A 25,568-nucleotide genomic window follows, 5' to 3' on the forward strand; every position below is an offset into this window, starting at 1 on the left:
CTATTGTGTTGTCGACGGTTAGGCTGATGCCTGCACCATCAGGCAGTATTAAAAATGATCAGACATTGGCTTTTTCAAACCTATTTATTTCATCGCATACTTTGCTAAGTAAGCCCGCCTCATCCAATTCGAAGGATCTCCTTGTATTCGCATCCTCGTTATACATATCCGCAGAACAAAAAATGCTAGACAAACACTCACTCAACAAAGCCACGTCTTTAATCATAATCCCTCTGTCGCGCTCTATTCTCCAAAGCTCTATGTACGCCTCAGAAAAAACGTGCGCATCCAATCTACCTAATGCGAAAGACTTTGCGAAATCAAAAAGAACAATACTCATCTAAGAACACCATTTTTAATGAAATTTTCAAACTGTCGGCTCCCGGGGTATAGCTTAAATCCTGTTACAAAGCTCCCTTGGTCGTCAACAACAACCACGTTGTTTGTCTGCGCATTGAAAAAAACCCTCGAGCCTTTTGAAAAACCATAAGTTCCATTTTCCACTGTATCCGGGGAATTCATGTGCCTCTCTAACGCCAATCTAAACTGCTCGACTGTTTGAGGGTTTTTTCTTGCTTCAATAATACCAAAATCAACTGCATGTTTAAACTTGTCACGAAGCTGCTCAAAACTCGCTGTCAGTTGTTTCTTTAAAATTGGAACAGAATAGTCATCTGGAGCAGGATATCTTGATGAATAACTAAATGTCTCCGTCACGTCAACCGAGTTAGGCTTTGGCTTATCAGCCACAACGTTAATCACGTCTAAGGTCTGGACCTCACCCTTATTGAAGCCAACTTCCACCACCTTGTCTTTTTTTACCAAAAGCTCAAATGCGGGCGGCCCATCACCGGACCGCGTACTACGCGGAGCCAAGACCTCAACGGCACCCGCAACATCGTACATGCTTGCACCAAATTGATTTGCCGCAGCGACTTGCTCCGGGCTACCGCCAAAGAGAGCTGTCAATCTCGCTGGAGAACCAAAGATACCCAAGACTGCTGTATCTAGACGATTCCTGTCTTCAAGCGAACCCCCGCCGATCAGCGCTTTAACTTGCTGCCCATTCCAATCCCTCTCCGTCAGCAGCTGATAGTCGAGGCTGTAAGACGATCCAACGCCGATTGTGCTTTTTGAGGCAGCTTGTGCTACGCCTGCCGCAAGTATCGCTTCATATTCCTGGGTGCCTGGCTTAAGACTCAGCAGCGCTGCTTGCTGCTCCGGAGTCAGGTAGTCGAAGTACCGATCCTTCATCTCACGGCTTTGCGCAAGACTGACGTCATCCCACTTTCGCTCTACATTCTCTCGGCATTCTTCCGTCGTGCACTTGCTGAGTTCACGCGCCTTTTCATCGCGTTGCGGATGACTGAGATAGTTGTTCACCACCTCATTGCTGGCCGTCGCAGCACCCGCAGTGCCGCCCGCCATCGCACCCGCCGCTGTCGATGCCAAGGCGGTCAACGTGTCCGCCAATGGCCCGGTGACGCCTGCCTCCCGCAGCGCGGTTGCCACAGCGGGCGCGGCAAGCGTTCCTGCAGCGGCGCCCGTCGCACCCTCTAGCCCGCCCGTGAGTCCCCCGACCACGGTGTGCGCCAGCACGCGCAAGCTGCCGTTATCGCCCCACTGGCTTTCCAGTTGGTCGGCCTGTGCGGTCAGTTGCGCCTTCTGGTCAGGTTCGGTCGTGTCATTGGCCTGCCGACGTAGGTCTGCCGCCTCCGTCATCTTCTTCTCGGCGTAGTCGCCAATCACATGCGTGGCCTGCTGCCCAAACGTCGCCGTGATCTGCGCCTGCGCCGCCACCTGCTCCTGCAGCTTCTGCCCATCCCATTGCTTGGTCAGGCCATTGGCGTCATCGCCCGTAACGACATCGCGCTTCAGGCCCGCCAGCGCGTCCGCTACGCTCTTGCCGGTCTTGGCTTGCTGCCCCGCTTCGTCGGTGATGACCAGCGCCCCGCCACTGATGCCGCTGTGCGTGGTGGATTGCGAGTTCCCACTCTCATGGCCATAGCCGGCCGCACTGCCGTTGGCGCCGGTGTTGTAGTTCTGCCAGGACCACTTGCTGCCATTGTTGGTGGTGGAAGGTGTCTGGCCCTCACTGCCCTTGGCCTTATCGTCGTCGGTGCCGACGCTGTAGCCGCCCGACAGGCTGATGCCCTTGGCGTCATAGCTGCTGGTGTTGGCGATGTCGCTGTACGTCAGCGTGCCGGTGCTCAGGCGGTTCTTGCCTTGGTCGATCGCATCCTGGCTGCTGGCGATCACCGCGCCCTTCAGGTCGGTGTTGCCGCCCACGGTGATGTCGAACCCGCCCTTGCCGGCCTGGATGCCGCTCTGCTCGGTGACGCTGGCGTAGTCGCCATTGACCTTGTTGCTGCTGTAGCTGGCGCTGGCACTGAACCCGATGCCGAACGTGACGTTGCCACCGATCGACTTGTCCTTGCTGGCGTAGCTGCTGCTGTCCTGCAGGCTCTCGATGTTGAGGTTGCCGCCGACATCGGCGATCACCTTGTCCGCGGAGACCTGTGCGCCCTTGAGCGTGGTGTCGTTGCCGCTGATGATCGTGGCGTTGTTGCCCGCAGCCACATGGCTGTTGGTGTAGCTGACATCCTCGCCATTGGCCTTGCCACGCGCCCCACTGGCGCTCAACGTCACGCCCGCCGCGAACCCATCAGCGCCGTAGGTGATCGCAACGCCGACCGCAGCGCTGCTGCTCTTACTCGTGCTGTGCTGTTCGGCCGTGTTCTTCGCGGCCTCGATGGTGACATCGTGATCGGCGGCCAGCAGCAGGTCGTGACCAGCGGTGACGTCGCTGCCGCGTACCAGCAGGTTGCTCGCATCGCCGCCGCCAGTAGCGATCAGATTGACGTCGCCGCCTGCCTGTAGCTTGGAACCCTTGGCCTGGTCGGCCGACTGGGTACTCTTGCTCTCGCTCTTGCTGCCACCCACCGTCACGGCGATGCTGATGTTCGCGCCTTGCGCAGCGCTTGCGGCGCTGCCGCTGGCCAGTGCGCTTCCGGTCTGACTCAGCGAGCTGGCGGCGCCATAGGCGCTGTAGGCCGCGGACCCCGCCGCCAGCGCCTGCATGCGCGCATCGCCACTGACTTTGGAGCCAGCCTTGGCCGTATCGTAAGCGGACTGGGCCAGGTTCAGTGCTGCGGAACTGAGCGTGATCGACAAGCCGCCTTGGCTGAACTTGCTGCGCTGCTCGGCATCGGTGGTGTCGTGGACCTCGGTGATGGCGATGTCCTTTGCCTTCACCGTGATGTCGCCGGCATTGGCCAGCACGTCGCCGCCGGTCTGCGCGTAACGATTGCCCGCAACCAGCGTGACGTCGCCCTCCACGCTACCGACCGTGCTGCCCACATGCGTCACATCGGCGGTGTCGGCATTGTTCTGGATCTTCTGCGTGCCGAAGGTCACGCCGATCCCGCCGCTGCCGAACATGCCGGACTTCTTCGTCTTCTTCTCGTGCTCCTCGCTGTGCGTGTTCTGCGCCGTCTCCAGCGTCAGATCGTTGCCGGCGGCCACCACCACGTTGCCGGTGCCGGCGACCTGTGCGCCCTGCGACAGCAGGTCGTGGCCGGCGGCGATCTGCACGGTGTCGCCGCTGAGCGTGGTCGCCACCGCGGTGCTGTCGTGCCACTCGTCATGCGTGGTGGTGGTCTTGCTGGACAGGAAGCCCTTTTTCTTCTTCTGCATGTCCTGCACGGCGTCGTGCTGCTCCTGTGCGGCGAGCAGGTTGACGTCGTTGCCGGCGGACACGGCCAGCGCGCCCTTGTCGGTGAACGCCTTGGCCGCGGTCAGGTTCACGTCGTGGCCGGACTGCAGGGCGATGTCGCCGCCGGCGGTGAACTCGGTGCCGTGGACGGTCTCGTCGCGGGTGCTGGTGGTCTGCTTGAAGCGCTTGCGCGTCTCCAGGGTGGTGCTGCTGTCGACCGTGGTCAGCGTGGTGCTGTTGAGGTCGTTGCCGGCGACCACGGCCAGGCCGTTGCCGGCGTCGAGCTTGACGGCGGTCAGGTTGACGTCGTGGCCGGCGCTGAGCACCAGGTTGCCGCCAGCGGTGAGTGCCTGCTGGTCGATGTCCTGGGTGGTCGTGGTGGTGACGACCCTGGTCTTGCCCTGGCGGGTCTGGTCGGTGACGGTGCGGCTATCGCCCAGCACCGACGTGACATTGAGATCGTGCCCGGCCGCGGCGATCAGGTTGCCATCGGCCTTGACCTGCGCCTGGCGGATGGTGAGGTCGTTGCCGGCGGCCAGTTGCAGGCTGCCGCCAGTATCGATGCTGGTGCGCACCGTCGCCTTGCCGTTGGCGTCGGTGACCGGGGTCAGCGACAGGTCGTGCCCGGCCTGCAGGGCGGCGTCGCCGCCGGCGGCGATCGCCACGCCGTGCAGTTGCAGATCGTTGCCGGCCTGCAGGGACAGGTTGTTGCCGACGGTCAGGCTGGTGCCATCGCCGCCGCGGGTCAGGCCGGACTCATCGCGCAACGCGGTCGGCTGCAGCCTGAGATTGTTGCCCGCCAGCAGCGCGGCACTGTTGCTGGCCTTCACGGTGGTGCCGGTGAGGCTGAGGTCGCGGCTGGCCTGTAGCAGCAGGTTGTTGCCGGCGAGGCGTTGCGAGTGGTGCTGGTGAAGTCGCGCCCTGCACTGAGCAGCTCGTCGCGGCGAGCGATCTGGCCGCCTGAGTTCAGCAGATCCTGACTGGCTTGCAACGCCACGGTACCGTCGGAGACGATGCGGCCGTGGTTGAGCTGATAAAGTCAGATAAGCAACCCATTGAAGTCGTACATGTACTCTTCAAATTCCAGCAATGTCCAAATGTGCCCATCCAATCTATCCACTCGAACAACCCCTCCAGCCTTCTCTTGACAACTATCGACAATATTAAATGTTTGATAAAGAGGGAGGCCAGGAGATAATAAGATCCCTTCTTCTGCAACGCTCGCACCGATAGAAGAAGCGTATTTTTTTGCGAAGCGTAAACATTCTGATTTACCAAGCAATCTCTTCTCTTTATAACAGTGGGGAACACTGAAACAGTTGATGCCAAGAGATCGCAAATCGATCAGAATTCTGACCAAATTAATTCTTTCAATTTTAACTCCAAAGTATCCCTGAAAACCACCTTCCTTGTACCTAAAATCTTTATCGTATATCCCTATCAGCTTGAGTCTTTCCGATGTCACCACCTCAAAACTAAATAAATCACAATTAAATCTATTTCTTATAATGGTCATTTTTTTACCTCCGGCGTAATTATTACGATACTTCCTAACTTCTCGCCAGTTTTAGAAGCTTTACCCAGAACGTCCCTCAGATCGTTTACAGGAACAGAGTAGGAAGAACCAGTGCCTAGAGGCCATGGATCTCGAATGTACGCACGTCCGCTATCGATGGAATCAACAACGATAGCATGGAGGCCGCCACCAGAAGTTCTAACATTTACGATAACTGAAGAACTCCCATTTGCCGCCTCGGCTATTCTATCAATACTTGCACCTGACAAATATTCCGCAGAGCCTTTAAAGCCAAGATCGCGCAACCCATTTGGCACATCTGAAAGCCAGGCGCCACTATGATCGGTGTTAATAGCGCCCCGCACATAGAACTCTGGAATGTCTTCGAGATTTGCAGCCATTCGACAACTTGCTGCGACACAGGAAATTTCAGTTGACTGCCCCATAACTTTACTTGGCGGCTCGTAAGGGCCAATGTTTTCTTTGAGAAACAAGCCCTCTCCGTTACCGGCTTTAGCTATTTCCGCATCTTTCTCCAGTAACTTTGCCGATCGTGCAGCATCACTTGTTAGTGCCAATTCTAGCGGAGCACCTTCCAACTTAGCCCCTTCTTTGAGGGCCACCTTTTCCGTCGCGTCTGCAATAACTTGTGCAGCCTTCCGCTCTGCGACGCTCGCGGCAGTACCGATGCTGTGACCACCCGTAGCATCGCCAAGGACAACATCTGCTGCCCCAACTGCTAGCGCATTGCAGGCAATTGGATTTCCAAAACATGCCGTTATAGCAGCCGGGGTCGCCACGACGCCGACTGCAGCTCCACCACCAAGTACAAGGCCTGCGGCAGGTACCGCCAGCACACCCCGACCGGAGGACCCGATCTGCGTATCCGCAAACGTCAGCAATTCCGGGCTGTAGTTCGCCTGCAGGGTGTCCTTGTGAATACCCGCCTGATAGAGGCTGTTGTAAACAGTGAGGAAATTGTCAGGACTGGACGCCAACTCGTTTCCATACAGATGAAAGTTGTTGTATTCGGCGTCGGTCGCCTGGAACGCACGCTCCCCAGCATAATCGTTGGTATTGGTACTCAGGAATGCTTGCGCACTCTCATCAACTTTGGTGTTCCCAATAAGTCCATTGATCTTTGCATCCACGCGCGCTGCTGCTTCCACGGTTAGGCGACGCGTTGCTTCCTCTTCGCTAATTCCTTCCTGCAAAGCGAATGTCGCGGCGTTCTGGCGGATCCAGGTCACCTCTTCCGGATGCAACTGCCGGTTGAATCTATCGCCCGATAGCGCCGTGTTGGCTCCGTCCTGTCCGCCCAACACACCGCCGATCGCCGCGCTGCCCAACTCCATCAGGGCGTTGTACGTTTCCTTGTCCGTCACCCCGTGGGCGACCAAATAATCCGACATCGCGCTCTTGGCAGCTTCAGCGCCAGCAGCGGCTGCAGCACCTTGCAGCGCGCCGTCACCGCCCAGTGCGGCCACGGCGGCGCCCGTCAGGCCATGCAGCAGTGTCTTGTTCGCTCCCCCATCGCTCCACGACTCAAGACGGGCTTGTGCTGCTTTTCGAGTCTCCTCGTCCGGGGCATTGATCAAGTCCTGCTGTGCCTTAAGTTGCATCGCCGAGGCAACATCGCCAGCAACACGGAACCCGACCTCGCCCGCCACGGCGGCCAACTCCTTCTGCTCTGCCAGCTTCTTCTCGTCGAAGATTTCCTTCAGGCCCGACTGCTGCAACTCGGTGGTCTTGCGGTCCAGGCCCGACAGCGCCGCGGTATCGCCGTTGCGCACCTCCACCGTGCCAGCGGCGATGTCGCTCTTGGTAGTGCTACTGCTGCTGTCGCTGCTGTTACCCAGCATGCTCAGCCCGGTTCGCGCGGCAACACTGACCATGCTGCTTCCGGTCCCACCGCCGACCGACACGCCACTGCTCTTGTACTCGGCCTTGTTCTGCAGGTCGTCCACCGTCAAGCCGTTGGTGGACAGACGGTTCTTCTCAGCGTCGGCGGTGCTGGCAATGGCGCCGCCAATGAGATGGGTGTCGCCGCCGACGGTGATATCGAATCCACCGTTGCCCGCCTGGATGCCGCTCTGTTCCTTGACGCTGATGTAGTTGCTGTTGACCTTCTGCTGGCTGTAGCTGCCACCGCTCCCGGAGCCAGTCGCCAGGGTCAGGCTGGCCTGCTGCTGCTTGCTCTTGTAGTCGTTGGTGTCCTGCTCGCTCTGGATCAGCAGGTCGCCACCGACCTTGGCCAGCACGGTGTCGCCGATCGCCTGCGCGCCCTTGATCGTGGTGTCGTTGCCGCTGGCCAAGGTCAGCGTGTCGTTGGCCGTGACCACGCTCTCGGTGTGGAGGTTGCTGTTGCCCTTGGCGTCGCCCTTGCCGGCCGACACGGTCAGGTAGTAGCCGGTCGTTGCGCCGACGCTGACACCGATCTCGCCGCCGGCGTTCTTGTTTTCCGACTTGGTCGTGTTGGTTTCCTGCTGACTCAGCAGGTTGAGGTTGTTCGCCGCCGCCAATGCGACGTTGTCGCCGGCGATCTTGCTGCCGATGACGTTGAGATCGCCGCCCGTGGCCGCGATGGTCACATTGCCGTCGCTGAGGATGCGGCTGCCGCCGGTGGTCTCTTCGTGGGTCGTCGTCTTGCTGGACGAGCTGCTGGCACCGATGCCGATGCGCAGGCTCACGCCGGTGGCATTGGCCGCTCCCTGGGCACCATCGGCTGACGCCTCACCGGTTCTCGTCATGTTGCCGGCAACTGCTTCGCCGTTGTAGCCCTTCAGGCCGTTGCTGGCCAGACCAGCCGCATCGCCGATCGCGTATCCGGCCTTCGCCGCGTAAAGCGCCTTGAGCCGATCGTCGTCTACGTCCGAGCCACGCTTGACCGCCCCATACGCGGTTTGCGCCGCATCGACCAAGCCACCGGTCAATCCAAGGGTGATCCCCGCACTCTGCTGCTTGGACGTCTGCACCGTGTCCACGCGGTTCTCGACCGCGGCGATGGTCACGTCCTTGCCGACGATGGCGGTGCCGGTCTTGCTCAGCACGTCGCTGCCGGTGATCGCCACGGCATTGCCGCCGGTGAGGGTGACGGAGCCATCGGTGCTGCCCACCAGGCTGCCGCTCTGGCTCACCTCGGTGGTGTCGAGCGTGTTGGTCTGCTTGCTCGCACCCAGGGTGACGCTGAAGCCGCCGCCGCTGTACAGACCGGTCTTCTTGACCTTCTTGTCGTGCTCCTCGCTATGCGTGTTCTGCGCCGTCTCCAGCGTCAGATCGTTGCCGGCGGCCACCACCACGTTGCCGGTGCCGGCGACCTGCGCGCCCTGCGACAGCAGGTCGTGGCCGGCCGCGATCTGCACGGTGTCGCCGCTGAGCGTGGTCGCCACGGCGGTGCTGTCGTGCCACTCGTCGTGCGTGGTGGTGGTCTTGCTGGACAGGAAGCCGGTTTTCTTCTTCTGCATGTCCTGCACGGCGTCGTGCTGCTCCTGCTCGGTGAGCAGGTTGACGTCGTTGCCGGCGGACACCGCCAGCGCGCCCTTGTCGGTGAACAGGTTGGCCGCAGTCAGGTTCACGTCGTGGCCGGACTGCAGGGCGATGTCGCCGCCAGCGGTGAACTCGCTGCCGTGGACGGTCTCGTCGCGGGTGCTGGTGGTCTGCTTGAAGCGATTGCGCGTTTCTACGGTGGTACTTGTATCGACCGTGGTCAGGGTGGTGCTGTTGAGGTCGTTGCCTGCGACCACCGTCAAACCCTTACCGGCATCGAGCTTGGCCGCGGTCAGATTGACGTCGTGGCCGGCGCTGAGCACCAGGTTGCCGCCGGCCGTGAGAGCTTGCTGGTCGATGACTTGGATGTTGCTGGCCGTGACGACCTTGGTCTTGCCTTGGCGAGTCTCGTCGGTGGTGGTGTGGCTGTCTCCCAGCACCGAGGTCACGTCGAGGTCGTGTCCAGCTGCGGCCATCAGGTCGCCGCCGGCCTTCACCTGCGCCTGGCGGATGATCAGATCGTTGCCGGCGGCCAGTTGCAGATTGCCGCCGACCGTCAGGCTGGATGTATCGCCACCGCGCATCAAGCCGGATTCGTCACGCAGCGCTGTGGGTTGCAGCAGCAGGTTGTTGCCTGCTTGCAACGCGGCATTGTTGCCGGCCTGTAGGGTGGTGCCGGTGAGGCTGAGGTCGCGGCCGGCCTGCAGCAGCAGGTTGTTGCCGGCAGTGATGCCCGAACGCAGATCGCCGCCGGCGAGGGCGTCGCGGGTGGTGCTGGTGAGGTCGCGACCGGCACTGAGCAGCACGTCGCGGCCGGCGATCTGGCCGCCGAGGTTGAGCAGGTCCTGATTGGCCTGCAACGCCACCGCGCCGCTGGACACGATGCGGCCCTGGTTGAGCAGGTTGCCAACGTTGGCGCTGACATTGGCGCCGCCGATGGTGCCGGTGTTGCTCAGACCGGCCGTGGCGTTGAGCGAGACGTCGCCGTTGTCGCTGGCCAGCAATGCGCCGTCGCTGCGCAGGGTCAGCGCGGTCTTCGACGACAGGTACACCACCGGCACCAGCACCTTCTGGCCCTGATACTCCTGTTCCACCATCCACACGATGTCGTGGGTCAGCGCGGCGACCTGGTCGGCGGTCAGCGCCACGCCCACGCTCAGGTGCAGGGTGCCGGCCTCGGCGACGCCGCCATCGAGCAGTGCGCGGTACTGGGCCACGCCGTCGGCATAGTTGCCCAGGTAGCGGCGGCCGGTGAGCTGGGTGATCTGGTCCAGCACCAGGCGCTGTTCGTAGAAGCCATCGCCCAGGCGGGTCTGGGTCCACTGCGGATCCACGCCGAGCTTGTCGAGCAGGTAGTCGCTGCTGATGAAGTTGTTGTAGTCGACGAAGCGCGGATCGGTCTCGATCAGGTAGCGGCGGCCGGGGGCGCTGTTGCTGGCCTTGACCCCGCCCAGGCCGTTGGCGGCGCGACCCAGCGTGTTGACGCTGGCGCCGTTGCTGCCGACCAGGCGGTACAGCCCGCCCATCGGCAGCACGATGTTGCCCAGCGGCGCGCCGACGCCGCCGACCACCTGCGGCACTTGGCCGGTACCTGGGTCGATCTGCTGGTACTGGCCGGGCACGCTGCCGGCGGTCAGCACCGCCTGCGCCGTGCCGGCCTGGACCTGGCTGCGGCTGCCACTGCCGGCGCCGCCGAGCTGGACCTGCACGCCGCTGGCCTGGACCTGGGGCGCAGTGGCGCTGCTGCCGTTGGCCAGCGTGGCCTGGCCGTCGTCGATGCGGATGGCACCCAGGCTGGCGGTGGCGATGCGGTTGCCGACGTTGGCCTTGGTCGGCGTCGCAGCGGTCTGCGCCTGCACGGCGATACCGCCGGCGCCGTCGGCGCTCATCGTGCCGTACCGGTTCAGGGCCCCGCCCTGGGTGGCGTTGAAGGAGGCGCCGCCGATGCTGCGACCATCGCTGCCGACCGCGCCGTTGCGGATGGTGGCGCCACTGATCGAAACGCCCTGTCCGCCGGTCATGTTGGCGGCGAGGGCGATGTAGCTGTTGTCCAGAATGCCGGAGCCGGTTTCGTTTTCCTGCACCTCATAGGTACAGCCATCCGCCCGATAGCCGCGTGCGCAATCGCCATCCTGCAGAACCGCCACCTGTTCGACATCGGTGTACTTCGTGCGCTGGCTCAGTGCCAACGCGTTGTTGCTTACGACCTCTTGTCCGCTGATGAGTCCATCACTCAAACCGCTCGTGCCACGACGATTGACAGAGAGCAGACCGGCGGCAGCGATCGTTGACGCATAGTTATTGACGCCGCCTGACATGGAGATATTCCCTCCAGCGACGATGCGTCCTTCGACACTGGCGGAGATGAGCTTATCGCGACTGATGACATCGTAGGTCCGCGTGGCGCCCAGGCCGACTCTATCGCCAACGTTCGGGCCATTCTGCTCAGGCATCGGCTGACCGACGTACAACACTTCGGGAGGTGTCGTGGCATTGATCGCGTCGCGCTCTGCGTCTGACAGCGGTGTGGTTTGGGCATTGACCACGCGCCGCCGATTGTTGATCTGATTGGCCGCGACCAGGATGCTGCCATCGGCCTCGATGCTGCCGGAGACGTTGTCCAGCGTGCCGGTGCGCGCGGTGAGCGTGCCGTTGCCGTCGCGCGCGGCGCCGATGGCGATGTTGCCGAGGCTGAAGATCTTCGCGTCGCGGTTGACCAGTTGGTCGCGCACCAGCAGGGTCATGCCGCTGGTGGCGCCGATCAGCGCACTGCCGTAGGCGGCGTTGTCAGTGGCGCTGCCCAGGTCGGCGCCGTTGACCAGGGTGCCGGTGTCCACCAGCACGTTGCCGCCGACCAGGCTGCCGGTGTTGGACACCGACCCCGAGGTGACCTGCAGGTTGCCGCTGGCGGAGATGTCGCCGGCGTTGCTGACGCTGCCGCCGGTGTTCAACTGCACGTTGCCCGAGCGCATGCTGGCGCCGGCGAGATTGCTGATGTTGCTGGCGTTGATGCCCAGGCTGCGCCCGGCCTGCAGCGCCGATGCGTTGACGAAGTTGCCGCCCACCGCCAGGCGGAAGTCGCCGTTGCTGGTGATGTCGGCACCGGCGCGATGGGTGTAGTCGCTGCGGATGGTCAGGTCGAGCAGGTTCTGGCCGAGGATGCTGCCGCCGCCGTCGAAGCCGACGGTGTCGATGACTACGTCGCCCGCGCCGCCGGCGCTGCTGCCGGCGCCGATCTGGCCGCCGCTGTTGCTCAGGCTCTGCAGGGTCAGGCGCACCGCCTGCTCGGCCTTGATCCTGCCGTTGCGGTTGTCGAGCGTGGCGCCGCTCCGCTGCAACAGCATGCTGGCGCCGGCGTAGACGCTGCCGCCCTGGTTGTCGAGCGCATTGGTGTTGGCGATCAGGTCGCCGCCGGCCACCAGTTGCCCGCTGCCGTTGGCGATGCTGACGGCGTCGAGCACCACGCTGCCGCGCCCGCCCAGGCTGCCGCCGACGTTGCGCAACTCGCCGCCGGTGGTGAGCCGGGTCAGGCCGCCGCCGTTGTTGACGACGCTGCCCTGGCTGTTGTCGATGCGGCCGCCGGACAGGGTCATGGCGTTGCCGCTGTCGAGCTGGCCGCCGCTATTGAGCAGCGCGCCGGTGACGGCGACGCTGAGGTCGCGGGCGGCGCCGATGCGGCCGCTCTGGTGATTGTCGAGCTGGCCGCGCGCGGTCAACGCCAGGTCGCGCCCGGCCTGCAGGGTCCCGCCGCTGTTGCTCGCGTTCTCCGCGTTCAGCGTCAGATCGGTGCTGGCGCCGATCACGCCCGCGTCGTTGTTCAACGTATGCGCCAGATCCACGCGCAGGTCGCCACCCGCACCGCCGCTGCTCAGCGCCTGCATGGTGCCGCCGCGGTTTTCGAGGCTGTCGGCGCGCAGCACCAGGCTGCCGCCGGTGGCCTGCACCACGCCGAGGCGGTTGTCGAGCGCGCCGCTGCCCAGTTGCACATTCAAGCCGCGTCCGGACACGCTGCCGCCGATATTGCCCAGGCCGGCCGCGGTGACGCTGGCATCGCCGGCCGCGGCGATGGCGCCGCCCTGGTTGTCCAGCGTGTTGCCGGTACTGAGCTGCAGCTGGCCCTGGGTGAGGATGCGCCCGCCGGCATTGCCGAGGGCGCCGCTGCTGCTGACCATCAGCGTGCCGCCACCGGCGTGTTCGATGCGCCCTTGTGCGTTGTTGATCGACGCCGCGCCCAGCTGCAGGTCGCCGCCGTTGCTGACCAGGCGGCCGCCGCCGTTGTCGAACGCGCCGGTGACCGCGATGCGGGTGGTGCCGCTGCCGCTCTGCACCAGGCTGCCGCTGCCGTTGCGCAGCGTCGCCGCGCCCAGGTCCAGGCCCGCCGCCTGCAGCGTGCCGCCGACGCCGTTGAGCGCGCTGTTGTCCAGCGCGCCACCGGCGCGCACGGTGAGCAGGCCGCCGGCCAGCAGGTCGGCGCCGCGATGGTCGACGTCGCCGCTTGCGGTCAGCGTGGCGTTGCCGCCGACGCGGGCGGTGCTGCCGGCCAGCGCGAGTTGCGCGGCATCGGCGGCGAGGTTGCCGGCGGCGACCAGGCGGCCGCTGGCGCTGAGCGTGCCATCGGCATGCAGGGTCAACACGCCGCTGTTGCCGAGGCTGCCATCGGCGCGCACGCCGGCCGCGGCCACGCCGCCGATGGCGACGTTGCCGCCACTCAGGCGCAGGTTGCCGCTGGACAGGGTCTGCCCGGCGTTGTCGATGCGCTGGCCCTGCAGCGCGACGTCCGCGCCACTGACGGTGCCGTGCTGGAGCACGCTGGCGTCGCTGCCGAGCAGGACCTGGTTGGCGTTGAGGGTGCCGGTCACGGTCAGGTCGCCGTGCGCCTGCAGTTGCAGCGTGGTCGCCGCGCTCAAGGCGCCGCTCTGGTTGAGCGCGCCGCCGGCCTGTGCGCTGAACCCGCCGGCCGAGGCCAGGGTGCCGCCCAGGTTCAGATCGCCCTGGCTGACCAGGGCCACGTCGCCGGTTTCGCTGCCGAGCTGGCCGCTGCTGGCGACGCTGGCCGCCTGCACACGCAAGGCGCTGCCGGCGATCAGATCGCCGCGGTTGTCGACCGCCCCATTGGCGGTCAGCGCCAGACGCTGCACGCCGTAGCTGCGCCCGGTCTGCTGCAGCGAACCGACATCCAGTTGCAGGCGCTGGCGCGCACGCAGCGCGCCGGCGTTGCTGAGCAGGCCGCTCACGGTGAAGGTGCCGTTGCCCAGCGCGGCGAGCAGGCCGCTGCTGCTGTTGGTGGCGCTGGCGGCGGTGAGCGTCAGGTCGCTACCGGCGACGACCTGGGCGGCGTTGTCGAGCGCGCCGGTGGCGCGCAGGTCGAGCGTCGAAGCGGACTGCACCAGGCCACCGAGGGTGAGGTCGCCGGTGCTGGTCATCGCCAGCGTGGTGCCGGCGTCGACGGTGCCCTGGCTGTCGATGGCCGCGCCGTTCAATTGCAGCGCGCCGGCGCTGTGCAGCACGCTCTGGCTGCCGCTGCGCAGGGTGCCGCCGGCCTGCAGGGTGGCACTCTGGCCGGCGCTGACGCTGCCGTTCACCTGCAGATCGCGCTGCGCCTGCGCTTGCAGTCCCTGGGTCGTGGCGAGCTGGCCGCCAAGGGTCAGGTCGCGCCCCGCACGCAGGTCCAGCGCCTGCGCGCTGAGCGTGCCGGTCTGCAGCAGATCGCCCTGCGCCTGCGCGCTGAGTGCGGTGGCGGCGGCGACGGTGCCGCCCAATGTCAGATCACCCTGGCTGGTCAGCGTCACCTGGCCGCTCTGGCTGCCGAGCTGGCCTGTGCTGGCGATGCGCGCGGCGTCGAGCTGCAGGTCGCGCTTGGCGATCAGCTCGCCCTGGCTGTCGATGGCGCCGCTGGCGCGCAGGCTCAGCGTGTCGCCGGCGTAGGCCTGGCCGCTGTGCTGCAGGTCGCCGACCTGCAGGGTCATGGCCTGGCCGGACTGCAAGGTGCCGGCGTTGGCGAGGGTGCCGGCGGTGGTCAGGGCCAGCGCGCCCTTCGCGGCGAGGCTGCCGCCTTGGGTATTGGCGATGCCGGTGGCGGCGACGCTGAGGTCGCGGCCGGCCAGCACCTGCGCGGCATTGGTCAGTTGGGTGCCTGCGGCGAGCGCGACATCGCGCCCGGCCTGGGCGACGCCGGCCACGGTTAGGGCGCCATCGCTGCGCAAGGCCAGATCGGTGGCGGCGTCGAGCGTGCCGCGGCTGTCGAGGCTGCCGCCTTGCAGGGTGATGGCACCGGCCGCGCTCTGCAGCACCGCCGCGTTGCCGGTGGTCACGCTGGCACCCTGCAGTTGCAGGTCGCCGGTGGCCAATGCCTGGCCATCGACGCTGAGCGCGCGCTGCGCCTGCAGCGTCGCGCCGGTGGCGCTCTGCAACGCACCGGCAACGCCCACATCGCGCCCGCTCAGGGCGATCGCGCGCGCCTTGGCCACGCCGTCCAGGCGCAGGTCGCCCAGCGCAGTGGCGTTCAAGGCCTGCGCGGCGATCACGCTGCCGCCCAGCTGCAGGTCGCCCTGGCTGGTGAGCGTGACCTGACCGTTCTGGCTGCCGAGCTGGCCGCTGTTGCTGAGGCTGCCCACGTCCACCAGCAGGTCGCCGCCGGCGATCACGTTGCCGCGGTTGTCCATCGCGCCGCTGCTGCGCAGCGTCAGCGCCCGGCCGGTGGAGAGCGTGCCGCTGTGCTGCAGGCTGCCCGCCTGCAGGGTCAGCGCCTGCTCGCCGCGCAGCAGGCCGGCGTTGTCGAGCAGTCCATCGATGTGCAGATCCAGCCCGCGGCCGGCGGCCAGCGTGCCGGCAGCGCGGTTGACCGCGCTCGCCGCTTGCACCTGCAGATCGCGCCCGGCCACCACGCGGGCGCTGTTGTCGAACGCACCGGCGGCGGTCAGCAGCACATCGTTGCCGCCCTGGGCGATGCCGGCCAGGCGCAACGCGTCCTGGCTGTGCAGGGCCAGGTCGCTGCCGGCGTCGAGCGCGCCCTGGCTGTCGATGCTGCCGCCGTCCACGGCGATGGCCGCGGTGCTCTGCAGCACCGCGGCGCTGCCGGTGCCGACGCTGGCGCCGCGCAGCTGCACGTTGCCGCCGGCCAGCGCCTGCCCGTCCAGTTGCAGCGCGCGCAGCGCCTGCGCCTGCAGGGTCGACGCACTTTGCACCGTGCCGGCCATGCTCAGATCGCGCCCCGCCTCCAGCTGCACGGACTGCGCCTTGCTGGTACCGCCGTGGAGCAGATCGCCCGCCGCCTGCAGATGCAGCGCGGTGCCGGCGATCTGGGTGCCGGTCACTTGCAGATCGCCGGCGCTGACGACGCCGAGCTGTCCGTCCTGGCTGCCGAGCTGGCCGCTGCTGGCCACGCTGCCGGCGCTGATCGCCACATCGTGCTTGCCGATTAGGTCGCCGCTGTTGGTCAGTGCGGTGGCCGCCTGCACGGTCAACGTATCGCCGGCATAGCTGCGGCCCGTCTGTTGCAGGCTGCCGACGGTCAATTTCGCGGCCTGGCCGGCCTGTACCAGACCGGCGTTGTCGACGTTGCCCTGCACGCTGGCGTCGAGCGTCGTCTGCGCGAGCCACTGGCCTTGCGCCTGGTTGCGGGCGCTGGCGGCGGTGAGCTGCAGCGCGCGTCCGGCGAACACCTTGGCCTGGTTGTCGAGGGTGCCGCCGGCCAGCACCGCGACGTCGCGCCCGGCCTGGGCGATGCCGGCCAGATGGATATCGCCCGTGCTGTGCAGGCGCAGATCGGTGCCCGCGTCCAACGCGCCCTGGCTGTCCAGCGCGGCGGTGTCCACCTGCAGCGCGGTGGCGCTCTGCATGATGGCGCTGTTCCCCAACGCGACGCTGGCGGCGTTGACGCCGACCGCGCCGCTCGCGCTGGCCTGGCCGTCCACGCGCAGCGCACGTTGCGCCTGCAGTTGCAGGGTGTCGGTGCTCTGCACCGTGCCGGCCACGCCCAGGCTGCCCGCGGCAGCGAGCTGCACGCCGGCCGCACGCAGGCTGCCGCGCTGCTGCAGATCGCCCAGCGCCTGCGCGTTCAAGGCGCCGGCAGCCACGACCACGCCATCGAGTTGCACGTCGCCGCGGCTGTTCAACACGACCTGGCCGCGCTGGCTGCCGAGCTGGCCGCTGCTGGCAAGGCTGCCGGCATCGAGCTGCACGTCGCCGCCGCCGACCAGGTCGCCCTGGTTGGCAACGGCACCATCGACGCTCAACGTCAGCGTCGTGCCGGCATTGGCCGAGCCGGTCTGCGTAAGGCTGGCGGCGCGCAGGCCCAGCGCGCCGCCGGCGTACAGGTGGCCGTCGTTGGACAGCACGGTCGCGCCGCTCAGGCTGGCATCGCCCAGGGCCGACAGGCTGGCGCCGGCGGCGTTGCTGAGACTGCTGGCGTCGGCGCTGAGCGCGCCGCCGGCCACGACCTGGGCCTGGTTCTGCAGCGCCGCGGCGCTGCTCAGCGCGAGGTCGCCACGCGACTGCACGGTGCCGGCCAGCGACAGGTCGCCGGCGCTGCGCAGCGCCAGGCTCGTGCCTGCATCCAGCACACCGGCCTGGGCGATACTGGCGCCGTCCAGCGCGAGTGCGCCGCCGGTCTGCACCTGCCCACTCTGCAGCAACGCGCCCTGCGCATGCAGCGTGGCATTGCCGCCAGCCGCCAGGGTGGCGCTGCTGCGCAACTGGCCATCGGCACTCAACTGCAGATCGCCATCGGTGCGGACCACACCGTCCAGCGTGGCGTCGCCGGCCGCCCGCAGTTGCGCGCTGCCCGCGCCCAGGGTGCCCGATTGCAGCAAGGCGCCGCCGGCCTGCGCGGTCAGCGCGCCCTTTGCCGCCACCTGCCCGGCCAGGGCCAGGTCGCCGCGACTGCGCAGGGCGACATTGCCGCCCTGGCTGCCGAGTTCGCCGCTGCTGCGCAGTTGCGCCGCGTCCACGCTCAGCGCCGCGCCGGCCACCAGGCTGCCGCTGTTGTTCAGCGCCGCCGTGCTGGCGAGCGTGGCGTTGCGCCCGGCGTAGCTGCCGCCGGAGTTGCCGACGCTGGCCGCGTCGATGCGCAGGTCGCGTCCGGCATACAGGGTGCCGGCGTTGTCCAGCGCGCCCGGCGTCGCCAGCGCGATGTCGCCACCGGCCGAGACCACCGCACCGGCCGCATTGCCGATCGCCGCCGCGCCCAGGTCCAGGCGCCCGCCGGCGCTGAGCTGGCCGAGCGTGTCCAGGCGTCCACCGGCCTGCACACTCGCGTCCTGCCAGGACTGCGCGAGGCCGGACAGGCGCATGTCGGCGTCGCTGCGCAGGCGCAGGCCCGCGCCGGCGTCGAGCACGCCGGCCGCATCGATCCGCGCCGCCTGCACCGCCAGGCTGCCGGCGCTCTGCACGGTGCCGCCCTGCTGCAGCCAGGCTGCGCCGGCCTGCAGCTGCGCAGCGCCCCCGGCGTAGGCGCTGCCGCTGCTGCGCAACTCGCCGCTGGCACTCAGCGCCAGATCGCCGCCGCTGTACAGGCTGCCGCCGGCATCCAGCTCCGAACCGAACAAGCTGATGGCGCCGGCGCTGCTGCGCCCGCTGTGCGCCAGCGCGCCGCTGGCCGCGGCATCGAGCAGGCCATGGGCGATGGTGTCGCCGCTCAGCGCCAGTTGCGCGGCGCGCAGGCGCACGCCGGCCTGCTGCGAGCCGAGGACGCCTTGCTGGCTCAGCGCGCCGGCCGCGCGCAGGTCGACGTCGTCGCGGGCCACCGCGGTGCCGGCCAGGCTGAGCTGGCCGGCGCTGTCGATCTGCAGGCTGCCGCTCTGCGCGGACAGGGTGCCGCGGCTGACCACACCGACACCGGCTTCGGTGGCGATCAGGCGGATGCGGTCGGCGTACATGCCGCCCAGGTACGCCACGTCGATGCCGATCGCCGGCGGTGCGCCGTCGCTGCCCGGCAGCACCTCCAGCAGCATGCCGTCGTAGCCGATACGCTGTGCACCGGCACTGGCCAGCAGATCCTTGGCCCACACCGAGCCGTTCACGCTCAACTGCCGCGACAGCAGATCCAGGCGGTCCACGTTGTACGCGTCCAGGCCGTTGCTGCCGACGCTCAGCGCGCCGCCGGTGATGGAAAACCCGTTCAAGGCGCCATCGGCGCCGAGCAGCGGGGTGCCGGTGGCCAGGGTGACGCGCGAGGTGTTGAGGAAGCCGCAGCCGTCGCAGACGATGCCGTTGGGATTGGCGATCACCAACTGCGCCTTGGCCCCGGCGATTTCGGTATAGCCCTGCAGGCGGCTGGTGGTGGAGGTGACTTCGTTGAGGATCAGCGTGGCCGCGCCGCTGTTCTTCAGGTTGTCGTTGCCGGCGATGTAGCCGCCGAGTTCGGTCTTGGAGATCTGCGCGCTGTTGTTGAGGATCAGGCCGTTGCTGCCGACGTCGAAGCGCGAATAGCGGTTGTGCGAGACGCCGCGTGCGTTGGGGGCGACGATGTCGACCACCGGCACGCCGTTGGCGGCGGCCTGCTGGCCGGGCTGGCGTCCGTCCGGATTGGCGACCGGTGCGACCTGCGCGTACAGCGGCAGCGAGGTCCAGGTGACGGTGCAGCACAACAGCGCGGCCAGGCCGCGCTTGAGCGGCTCGAGCAGGCGGTGGCGGCGGTCGTCGGTACGGTCCATGTGCATCGTCGTCTCTCTCGTGCCGCGCACCGCGGCAAAACCCATCGCGTTGCCTGCCGCCGGCCGGCGGCAGGACGTGTCAGAACTGGTAGATCAGGCGCACGCCGTAGGCCGGCTGCGCGCTGTGGAAGTCGCGCGGCGCGTGCAGGTCCCAGCCGGCGAAGCCATCCCAACTGAGCCCGCCGTACGCGCCGCGCACGCCGACGAAACCGCCGACCAGGCTGCGCCCGGCTTGCGCGGCGGCGCTGGGTCCGGCGATGCGACCGGCATCCACGCCCAGGTACGGGGTGATGCCCAGGCGCTGCACCGGCAGGTTGAGGCTGTTGCGCCAGTACGCGCCGCGCTCGGCGCCGAGGGTGCGTTCGCCGTCGAAGCCGCGCACGCTGTAGCGCCCGCCCAGGGTGATGAATTCCGAACCCAGCAGCAGTTGCGAGGACGTCTGCGCATGCAGGCTGCTGTCCCAGCTCATCGCCACCTGGCCCAGCGCGAACGGCAGACCGGCGCTGACATCCAGCGTGGTGACGCCGTAGCGGTAGCCGGGGAAGCCCACCGCCGGGTCGTAGCCGGTCCATTGCCCGTCGAACCACGGGGTGCCGCGGCGGTGCCCAAGGCGCGTGTCCAGCTGCAGCTTGCCCAGGTAGTGGCGATGGCTGAGGTAGAGCTCGGCGCTGGTGGTGTGGCGGCGCTGGATGCCGATCTCTACGCCGTCCAGGTAGCTGCGTGCGGCGCGCTTGGCCACCACCATGCCCAGCGTGGTCTTGCTGGTGCCGGTGCGGTGGATCACCCGCTGCAGATCCAGTTGCGCGCTGTCGGAGCTGCCGCTGGACTGGAAACTCTGGCGGAAGCCGTCCACCTGCTGGTGGTAGCGATACGACGACAGCGACAGGGAGAACGTCCACCAGCCCCAGGGCACGCTGTAGGACAGGCTGTTGCCGCGGGTGCCGCGGGCGGCGCCGTCGTCGACCAGGTCGTGGTTGTAGCCGATCGAGAGCAGGTCGTTGATGCCCAGCGGCGCATCCAGGGCGAAATCGATGCCGCCCTGGTAACGGCCGGTCGCCTGCACGCCGGAGTCGTCGGCGTTGAGCACCGCGCGCCAGCGCTTGCTGCGCTGCACGGTGATCAGCAGGTCCGACTCGCCGGGCTGCTCGCCCGGGGCGATGTCGATCTTGGCGTCCTGCGACGGCACCCGCTTGAACTGCTCCACGCCCTGCTCGATCGCGCGCAGGTCGAGCACGTCGCCCGGCCGCAGCGGCAGCGCGCCGCGCCAGAACACGCGGCCATCGGCCGACTGCACCCGCACCTGGCGCAGGCGCCCGGGCAGCAGTTCGAAGCGCAACTCACCGCGGGACAGATCCTGCGCGGGCACGCCGAGGCGAGTGGTGACGAAGCCGCGCGCGACCAGTTGGTCCAGCGCGCGGCGGCGGATCAGGTCGATGCCGGCCGTGCCGATGCAGCGGCCCTCGTAGCGACGCAGCGACTGCCACAGCCAGGAAAAACGCGCCGCATCCGGGCCGCCGCCGTTGAGGCGGACGCGCTGGATCGGGAAGCACAGGGCTTCGGTCGGCAGGCTGGTGCTGCGCATGTCCGCCGGCGCTTCGGCCTCGCGCGGGCCCACGAACGGCGCCTGCCGATCCTGCTCCTGCTGCCGCTGCACCTGCTCGGCCTGGCGCAGCTGTTCCTGGCGGTCGAGCGTGCTCGGCGGTTCCTGCGCCTGCGCCATGGGCGCGCCGGCAAGCAGGCACGCAGCCAGCACAATGCGAGAAGCTCCTTTTCTCCAGCGATCCACTGCAACGTCCCCTGTGACGCTTCCCGCATTTGCCTGCAGGTACAGGCGCGATCGCGCTGCAGCGCACCAGGCGCCGCGTCGCGCGGTTTTCCGTACTGCGAAGTGTGGTGCAAACCACAACGTCGCGGCATCCGGAGGCTCCCGACACGCTGTCGGGAAATTCCCTGCAAAACAGGCACTTAAGTGAATTGCGTCACTTTCATGGAGGATGCACGTCACAACTGGCGCGCGATCCACAGCGGCTGCCACACTCTCGGCTCACACCGCGAAGGCCCCGCATGCTCCCGCTCACCCTCCTGCTGGCCCTGGCCGCGCCCGCTGCGCCCGGCGCCTTGCCAACCCACACCGCCGCGCCCCCGACGCCGACGGACTGCGGCGCGGCATCGGCCGCGCTGGCCGAGACCGAGGTCTGCGATCCACGCCGCGGCGTCCTGCATCTGGCCTATCGCGCCGGCCGCGTCGTGCTGCAGATGCCAGGGCGCGCACCGACCGAGCTGGAAACCATCCCGCGCGCCTACGCACCGGAGCTGATCGGCAGCGCGCGCGCCATCCGCCTGCTGCCGACCCGGTTGCAGCCGTATCTGGCGCGCGACCGCCTGCTGTACCTGTCGGTGCGCCGTTCCTCGCCCGGGGACGGACATGGCTACTGTGGCGCCGGGGCGGAGATGGCGCTGACCGTGGTCGACCTGCACGGGGCGCCTTCGATCCTGGCCCGGGTGCCGGTGTCCAGTTGCCTGGACAACATCGATCTGGATGCACCCGGCCTCGACGACCTCACGCCCTACGCCGTGCGCGATGGGCGCCTGCGCATCCGCTTCAGCGCCTATGCCGGCCACGACGATGCCGATCCCGTCGAGGCGGTGCTCGCCCCGGACCTGCACGAACTGACGTTCGCGCCCTGAGCGCGGCAGCCCGCCTGCGCCACCGCGCGCCGCGCCTGTCATCGCAACCGGCTAAAATCCGCGGTTCATTTGCCCAGGTTCCCACGCCCGATGACGCCGATCGCCCGCACCGCACTGGCCTGCGCCGTGCTCGCCCTGTCCGCCTGCAAGCCGCAGGCGCAGGTCGCCGACCCCGCCGCCAAGCCGGCTGCCACCGCCACTGCCGCGTCGACCGCGTCCGCCGCCAACCCGGGCGCCGCCGACGACAACCTCAACGCGGTGCTGTGGATGCAGCGCTCGGCCGAGTACCAGGCCCTGGCCGAGCAGACCTATCGCGCCGCCGCCGACCGCCTGGATGCGGCGCTGAAGGAACCGAACTGGGACGCGCTGGTGCCGGAGGAACGCGGCAACGCCGCCGCCGGGTTGAAGCCAGCGGTGGTGATGGACGTGGACGAAACCGTGCTGGACAACTCGCCGTACCAGGCGCGGCTGATCCGCAACGGCAAGGAATACGACGAGGTCACCTGGGACCAGTGGGTCGCCGAGAAGAAGGCCAAGCCGATTCCCGGCGTGGTCGATTTCGCCAAGGCCGCCACCGCCAAGGGCATCACCGTGCTGTACGTGACCAACCGCGCGGTGCACCTGACCGACGCGACCCTGGCCAACCTGCGCAGCGCCGGCCTGCCGGTGGCCGACAACAGCGTGCTGCTGGGCCTGGGCACGGTGGTCAAGGACTGCGAGCAGAACGGCTCGGAGAAGAACTGCCGGCGCAAGCTGGTCGGCCAGCAGTACCGCGTGCTGATGCAGTTCGGCGACCAGCTCGGCGACTTCGCGCAGGTCGTGGCCAACACCCCGGAAGGCCGCGCGCAGTTGCTGCAGCAGTACCACGACTGGTTCGGCGAACGCTGGTGGATGCTGCCCAACCCCAGCTACGGCTCCTGGGAGCCGGCGCTGTTCAACAACGACTTCACCCAGTCGCGCGCCGCACGCCACCAGGCCAAGGTGCAGGCGCTGGAGCTGGCGCAGTGAGTCGCGCGCCGCTGGCGCTGGCGCCGCACGAGCGCCTGATCTTCGCCCTCGACGTGCCCGGGCGCAGCGAGGCGCTGGAGTGGATCGAGCGGCTCGGCGAGGCGGTGGCGTTCTACAAGATCGGCATGGAACTGCTGGCCTCGGGCGAATACTTCGACGTGCTGGACACGCTGGCCGGGCGCGGCAAGCGGGTGTTCGTGGACCTGAAGTTCTTCGACATCCCGGCCACGGTGGGCGGGGTGATCCGGCGGCTGTCGCAGTGGCCGGTGGACTACTGCACCATCCACGGCTGGCACCCGCCGATGATGCAGGCCGCGGCCGAGGCCAACGGCAGCGACATGCGCCTGCTGGCGGTGACCGTGCTGACCTCGATGGGCCGCGCCGACCTGGCGTCGATGGGCATCGACCGCGCGCCGGAAGACGTGGTGGTGGAGCGCGCGCTGGCCGCGCAGGCGGCCGGCATCGACGGCGTGATCGCGTCCGGCCAGGAAGCGGCGCCGATCCGCCGCGCCACCGGCGCCGGCTTCTCCATCGTCTGCCCCGGCATCCGCCCGGGCGGCCCGGTCGGCGACGACCAGCAGCGCACCGTCGGCGTGGCCCAGGCCTTCGCCGACGGCGCCGATGCGATCGTGGTCGGCCGGCCGATCCGCCAGGCGGCCGATCCGCGTGCTGCCGCCGAGGCGATCCAGCGGGAGATCGCGCTGACGTTGGCCGGCGGCGCCGTCAGTTGATTTTAAATCAATGACTTAACCGACAACTTCTAAAGCATTGCTTTAGCTCCGGCATGCCGGTAGCATGCCCAGCGTCCGGCGTTGCCGGAGATGTGCCATACCGTTCTCCGGCTTCGGTCGGATTTGAAGAGGCCCGCGCCTGGTGCGCGTGGCCTCTTTTTTTGTGCCCGCGCGGCGCGGGCCGTGCTCACACAGGCCTGGCCGCGCAATAGCGGTCGATGAAGGCCTGGTGCGGCGGCATCGCGTCGGCGCAATGGCCGATGGTCTGCTCGACGCTGGCCATGAAGCGCTCCAGATCGGCCTGCGGCACCTGGTCCACCAGCGGATGGTAGGCGCGCGGCAGGATGCCCTGCCCCACCATCACCTGCACCCAGCTGATCTCGGCGAACATCTCGTCGCCGTTGCGGTAGAAGCGGCCGCTGTCGCGGAACAGCGCCAGCGTCTCCTGCAGCTCCGGGGTGATCGGCATACTGCGGCAGTGCCGCCAGAACGCGCTGTCGTCGCGCTCGGTGGCGTGGTAGTGCAGCAGCAGGAAGTCGCGGATGCGGTCGAACTCGAAGGCGATGCGCTCGTTGTAGCGCCGCACCAGTACCGGGCTGATGCCCTCGCGCGGGAACAACTCCAGCAGCTTGGAGATGCCGGACTGGACCAGGTGGATGCTGGTCGATTCCAGCGGCTCCATGAAGCCGCTGGCCAGGCCCAGCGCGATCACGTTGCGGTTCCACACCTGCTTGCGGCGGCCGGTGACGAAGCGCAGCGGCCGCGGATCGGCCAGCGCCGGGCCGTCGAGGTTGGCCAGCAGCGTGGCCGCGGCCTCGTCGTCGCTGATGTGCGCACTGCAGTACACGTAGCCGTTGCCGGTGCGGTGCTGCAGCGGGATACGCCACTGCCAGCCGGCCGCGCGCGCGGTGGCGCGGGTGTACGGCGTGGGCGGGCCGACCTTGGCGCAAGGCACCGCCAGCGCACGGTCGCACGGCAGCCAGTGGCTGAAATCGTGGTAGCCGGTGTGCAGCGCCTGCTCGATCAGCAGGCCGCGGAAGCCGGAGCAATCGATGAACAGGTCGCCGGCGATCGCCTCGCCCGATGCAAGCCGCACCGAAAGCACGTCGCCCGATTCCGGATGCAGCTGCACCTCCTCGACGATGCCCTCGCGCCGGGTCACCCCGCGCTGTTCGGCGTAGCGGCGCAGGAAGCCCGCGTATAACGCCGCATCGAAATGATAGGCGTAGGCGATGTTGGCCAGCGGCGAGTTCGGCGGCACATCCGTGGCCGAGGTCATGAACCGGTCGCGCTTGGCGGCGACGGTGTTGAGCGTATAGGCGCCCAGCGGCTTCGCCTTGCCGGCCAGCGCCTGCTTGAACCAGTACTGCTGGAACGGCAGCAGCCCGAGCGGATGCCCGATCTCGGTGCCGAAGCCGTGCACGTAGGACATGCCGGGGCGCTGCCAGTCGGCGAATTCGATGCCGAGCTTGAAGCTGCCCTGGGTGTGGCGTACGAACTCGGCCTCGTTGATGCCGAGCAGATTGTTGAAGGCCTTGATGTGCGGCACGGTGGCCTCGCCGACGCCGACGATGCCGATCTGCTCGGACTCGATCAAGGTGATGCGGTAGTCGGGGCCCAGCACACGCGCCAGCGCGGCAGCGGCCATCCAGCCAGCGGTGCCGCCGCCGACGATGACCAGGTTGCGGAGAGGGGCGGCGATCATGCGTGCAGGGTCCTGTACCGAGGAAAGAGGCGACCGCAAACGCGGACGGGGCCACACGGCCCCGTCC

Annotated in this window: 9 protein-coding genes; 3 read left to right on the forward strand and 6 right to left on the reverse strand. The window is 67.3% G+C overall.

Translation table 11 applies throughout. The features are described 5' to 3' along the window. Positions 1-58 precede the first annotated feature (58 nt). From SLW55_RS06450 to SLW55_RS06470, 5 genes are all read right to left on the reverse strand, one after another. The gene (locus tag SLW55_RS06450; RefSeq protein ID WP_152235900.1) at positions 59-340 is read right to left on the reverse strand and encodes a colicin immunity domain-containing protein; all 282 of its coding nucleotides are present in this window, start codon (positions 338-340) and stop codon (positions 59-61) included. Further along, positions 337-4,545, reverse strand: coding sequence for a hemagglutinin repeat-containing protein (locus tag SLW55_RS06455; RefSeq protein WP_320744841.1), 4,209 nt, complete (start codon positions 4,543-4,545; stop codon positions 337-339). The genes SLW55_RS06450 and SLW55_RS06455 overlap by 4 nt, the downstream gene beginning before the upstream one ends. A gap of 209 nt (positions 4,546-4,754) precedes the next feature. Next, complete coding sequence (locus SLW55_RS06460; protein ID WP_320744842.1) at positions 4,755-5,231, reverse strand: hypothetical protein; 477 nt, start codon at positions 5,229-5,231, stop codon at positions 4,755-4,757. Beyond that, on the reverse strand, positions 5,228-19,369 hold the full coding sequence (locus tag SLW55_RS06465) for a hemagglutinin repeat-containing protein (protein WP_320744843.1): 14,142 nt from the start codon (positions 19,367-19,369) through the stop codon (positions 5,228-5,230). The genes SLW55_RS06460 and SLW55_RS06465 overlap by 4 nt, the downstream gene beginning before the upstream one ends. Before the next feature lie 79 nt (positions 19,370-19,448). Continuing rightward, positions 19,449-21,089 (reverse strand): ShlB/FhaC/HecB family hemolysin secretion/activation protein, encoded by a 1,641-nt coding sequence (locus SLW55_RS06470; RefSeq protein ID WP_320744844.1) that lies wholly within the window; start codon positions 21,087-21,089, stop codon positions 19,449-19,451. Between the two features lie 344 nt (positions 21,090-21,433). On the opposite strand from SLW55_RS06470, the gene SLW55_RS06475 reads away from it, so the two are divergent. From SLW55_RS06475 to pyrF, 3 genes are all read left to right on the forward strand, one after another. Further along, positions 21,434-22,057 carry a hypothetical protein gene (locus SLW55_RS06475; protein WP_267117668.1) on the forward strand — a complete coding sequence of 208 codons (624 nt, stop codon included), beginning with the start codon at positions 21,434-21,436 and terminating at the stop codon, positions 22,055-22,057. 90 nt (positions 22,058-22,147) lie between these two features. Further along, complete coding sequence (locus SLW55_RS06480; protein ID WP_320744845.1) at positions 22,148-23,065, forward strand: 5'-nucleotidase, lipoprotein e(P4) family; 918 nt, start codon at positions 22,148-22,150, stop codon at positions 23,063-23,065. Continuing rightward, positions 23,062-23,796, forward strand: a complete 735-nt coding sequence (gene pyrF / locus SLW55_RS06485; RefSeq protein WP_267085911.1) for an orotidine-5'-phosphate decarboxylase — start codon at positions 23,062-23,064, stop codon at positions 23,794-23,796. The genes SLW55_RS06480 and pyrF overlap by 4 nt, the downstream gene beginning before the upstream one ends. A 187-nt stretch (positions 23,797-23,983) precedes the next feature. Here pyrF and SLW55_RS06490 read toward each other — a convergent pair whose 3' ends face one another. Beyond that, positions 23,984-25,501 carry a tryptophan halogenase family protein gene (locus SLW55_RS06490; RefSeq protein WP_267117508.1) on the reverse strand — a complete coding sequence of 506 codons (1,518 nt, stop codon included), beginning with the start codon at positions 25,499-25,501 and terminating at the stop codon, positions 23,984-23,986. Positions 25,502-25,568 lie beyond the last annotated feature (67 nt).

Origin of the sequence: Xanthomonas sp. LF06-19 (assembly GCF_034105425.1) — a bacterium.
Lineage (GTDB): Bacteria > Pseudomonadota > Gammaproteobacteria > Xanthomonadales > Xanthomonadaceae > Xanthomonas_A > Xanthomonas_A sontii.